5 protein-coding genes and 1 pseudogene are annotated in these 3408 nt (G+C 66.1%); 4 read left to right on the forward strand and 2 right to left on the reverse strand.

Translation table 11 applies throughout. The features are described 5' to 3' along the window. The 3 genes from HUV01_RS13945 to HUV01_RS13955 all read left to right on the forward strand — a co-directional run. A partial coding sequence (locus tag HUV01_RS13945) for an amidase family protein (RefSeq protein ID WP_254606676.1) occupies positions 1-727 on the forward strand: 727 nt, incomplete at its 5' end. Positions 728-936: 209 nt separating this feature from the next. Then, entirely contained in the window at positions 937-1212 is a 276-nt protein-coding gene (locus HUV01_RS13950; RefSeq protein ID WP_174298818.1) for a BrnT family toxin, read from the forward strand. Beyond that, positions 1199-1429 carry a BrnA antitoxin family protein gene (locus HUV01_RS13955; protein ID WP_174298819.1) on the forward strand — a complete coding sequence of 77 codons (231 nt, stop codon included), beginning with the start codon at positions 1199-1201 and terminating at the stop codon, positions 1427-1429. Before HUV01_RS13950 ends, HUV01_RS13955 begins: the two co-directional genes overlap by 14 nt. A gap of 130 nt (positions 1430-1559) precedes the next feature. Here the strand turns inward: HUV01_RS13955 and HUV01_RS13960 are convergent, their stop codons facing one another. Together HUV01_RS13960 and HUV01_RS13965 are read right to left on the reverse strand one after the other, a co-directional pair. Next, a complete protein-coding gene (locus HUV01_RS13960) occupies positions 1560-2033 on the reverse strand; it encodes an AAA family ATPase (RefSeq protein ID WP_217431019.1) in 474 nt (157 codons plus the stop codon). A gap of 428 nt (positions 2034-2461) precedes the next feature. Continuing rightward, on the reverse strand, positions 2462-2914 hold the full coding sequence (locus HUV01_RS13965; RefSeq protein WP_174298821.1) for a DUF2721 domain-containing protein: 453 nt from the start codon (positions 2912-2914) through the stop codon (positions 2462-2464). Between the two features lie 77 nt (positions 2915-2991). Here HUV01_RS13965 and HUV01_RS13970 point away from each other — a divergent pair. After that, positions 2992-3408 (forward strand): annotated as a pseudogene (locus HUV01_RS13970) (GNAT family N-acetyltransferase); the annotation flags it as partial.

The following is a 3408-nucleotide window of genomic DNA, read 5'->3' on the forward strand; positions in this document are numbered from 1 at the left end:
GGCGGGCGCGCTGCGGGGCGTCCGCGTGGGCGTGGTCCGGCCGGAGATGAGCCCCGCGCTCGCCGCGCTTTACGAACGGGCGCTGGGCGTGCTGCGCGCCGCCGGCGCGACGCTGGTCGAGGTGGAACGGCCCAGGGCGGAGGGGATCGGCGCCGCCGAGCATCTGGTGCTGGCGACCGAGCTGAAGGCCGACCTTGATGCGTATCTCGCGACCACCCCGCCGGCGGTGACGGCGCGCACGCTCGACCAGGTGATCGCCTTCGACACCGCGCACGCCGATGCCGAGATGCCGTATTTCGGGCAGGAGCTGTTCGAGGAGTCCGCCAGGACCAAGGGCCTCGCCGATCCCGCCTATCTGGCGGCGCGCGCGAAATCGCTGCGGCTCGCGGGGCGCGAGGGGATCGACGCGATGCTGGCCGGCGCGAACGTCGCGCTGCTCGTCGAGCCGACCTACGACGCGGCCTGGCTGAGCGATCCGGTCCACGGCGACCAGTATTCCGGCCCGTCCTCGTCCGAGCTGCCGGCGATCGCGGGCTATCCCAACCTGACGGTGCCGATGGGGCTGGTGCGCGGCCTGCCCGCCGGACTGTCGTTCATCGCCACCGCGCACGGCGAGGCGACGCTGCTCGGCGCCGGCTACGCCTACGAACAGCGCGCCCACGCACGGGCCGCGCCGCGATATCTGCCGACGGTCGATGCGGGGCCGGGGGTGGACGGGACGCGGTAGGCTGGTGACGGTTTGGGTGGGGAGCCGACAGGCGGCTTTCAGGCGAGTGGACGGCCGTAGCTGCCTTTCCCGAAAACGATCGAGCTTCGGAGATGATCCAACGCGCCGCCTGCCTGTCGGCTGCGACCCGGTTTGGAAGGCGGAACGCTGACAGTTTTCGGGTGCACAATAATTGTTTTCAGCGCCACGAATCGGGCCTATGAACATCCATGGAGATCGAGTTCGACCCTGCCAAGGATCGCGCAAATGTGACCAGGCACGGCCTGTCGCTGGAGGCGGCGGAAGGGTTCGATTGGGACACGGCATTGGAGCGCGAGGACGACCGCTTCGATTACGGAGAGATCAGGTTCGTAGCTCTTGGTCTGATCGCTGATCGCCTGCACGTGCTGGTGTTCACCGGAGGCTCTCGCGAGGATGCGGTGCGCGCCATCAGCCTGCGCCCCGCCGAAAAGCATGAGGTGAGGTTCTACTATGGCCAAGTCTGATCCCGGGACTCACGACGACAACCCGCCGCTGGATGCTGCGTTCATGGCTGGCATGACGCCTTCGCGGCGTGGCCGGCCGAGGCTGGCAGCGCCGAAGGTAGAAGTCAAAATCCGCTTGGACGCCGCAACGGTCGAGCATCTGCGTGGCAGCGGCCCCGGATGGCAGACCCGCGTGAACGCCTTGCTGGGACGATTGGTGAAGGCGGGGCAAATCTGACGATCCTTCCTTCTCGCAAAGGAGGGACGGTGGACACGAGGCGGCTTTCTCAGAATCGATCGAGAAATGGACAATCAGCAAGCTACCCCTCCGCTATCACGCTCAAGGCACGATGGCGGAGGGTTGATCGTCATGGACGATGTAACACCACGTTAAATCCCTCGCTGGGTGCAGGGGCAACAAAGTGTCTGGTAAATAAAGCAAAATCCTCGTCGCTGACGTTGAACTCATGCGTGCCGCTGGCGTTCCTATGATGAAGCCGGCTCTTGCAAACATCGTCTGCCACATCGAGAAAGTGAAGCTGGTGAGCGCATCCAGCTTGTTCGAACAGGGAGCGCATCCACGCTCGGCTGACTGGCGTATTAGCCGGAAAATCTAACACAACCGACATTCCAGATTGCAGAAGATCGACCAAGTGACCGGTCATGGCATCACGCAGCCGTGTTGCATTGCGTACATAATCCGCAAGGCTGTTTTGTTCGCCGGGGTAGAGGCGAGCTAGCCAGTAGTCTTCTTTTACCAGTATCGTATTAAGCTGTTGCCTTAAGGCACTTGTAAGCGTCGATTTACCAGCAGCTATTTTGCCGCAGACAAGGTGCAGCATCGGATGTTCTAAGGACATAATCGAGAACCTTCGCAGATGCGCGTGGCATCGTGACTTTCACATGCGGATAGACTCGGCCCGACGCATCAGGCCGGGCGGTTAATTTGTCCGCTGCTCGCAATGGCGATGTGAAACGCGAAGGTCATGACAACAGGGTGCCAAACCCGTCGTCTATGGTCCAGTGACATTCGTCGCATTCCGCGCTTCCCACAAACGAACGTGGAGCGGGGAAACGCGATCGCGGTCGGTCGGGCGGTCGCGCGCGAGTTTGGTTTTCCCGAAATCTGTTCCCGAATGCTCTTTCCCAAAACCGTCCGTCAAACACGGAGGAACGGGAATGAAGCAAGCGCGTCGAGCGACCGGTTCCGGCGTCGCGCGCCGATCGATTGACCGGCGATGTCCGGGCGCCAACCTCCCATCCCTCCCCCTCACCGCTCCAGCAGTTCCGGCCGTACCCGGACCGCGCGGAGCGACTGGTGGACCTCGACCATGAACGTCACCAGGCTGGCGGTCAGCAGCGCCATCGCGACGATGAAGGCGGCGGCGATGTAGCGGCCGATGCGCAGCTTGAAGAGCTCGGCCGAGAACAGCAGCGCCACCATCGCGCTGGTCAGGATCGCGCAGCCGACGCCGAGATACAGCGCCAGGGTGATGAGCGTCATGCGCCGGTCGAGCAGCCGCAATTCCCAGACGTGGCGGTCGTGGTCGGGGCCGGTCGAGCGCGGGTGCATGTCCTCCAGGATGCGCGCGCGGTCCACGACGCGGGCGAGGCGCAGCGCGAGCAGGTTGAGCAGCGAGGCGACGCCCGCCAGCATGAACACCGGCGACAGCGACAGCTGGATCGTGTCGGCGATCGTGGACACGGCGGGCGAGAACTGCATCGCCCACGTCTGGCGCGGCGTGACGCGGGCGGCAAGCGCAACCCCGCGGTAAGGATGCGCGCGCTACACCCGCGCCCGTGACCGTCGCGCTGCCGCTCTCCGCCTTCACGCGCCTGCCGCCGGACGTCCGGGCGACATGGGTCGACGGCCTGCCGGCGGCGATCGACGCGGTGGCGGCCTGCGATCGGGCCGACCGCCGCTTCCTGCGGCACGGCTGGTTCGCGGGCGCGATCGACGCCTATGGGGGTCGCCCGCGCACGCTGCTGGTCGAGGATCAGGATCAGGGCGACGGCGGCCGTCGCCGCGCGCCGCCGATCGCGCTGCCGATGGTGGACAGGGGTCCGCGCGTGCTGGGCCTGGCTCAGGTGCCGGGCTGCTACTGGCCGTTCCGCGGCTTTCCCGCGGCGCGCGACGCATCGCCGGCGGCATGGACCGCGGTCGTCGAGGCGCTTGGGCAGACGGTCCGCGCGCTGCGGATCGGGCCGGTGCCCGGC

The sequence above is a fragment of the Sphingomonas bacterium genome (genome assembly GCF_903643035.1).
Lineage (GTDB): Bacteria > Pseudomonadota > Alphaproteobacteria > Sphingomonadales > Sphingomonadaceae > Sphingomonas.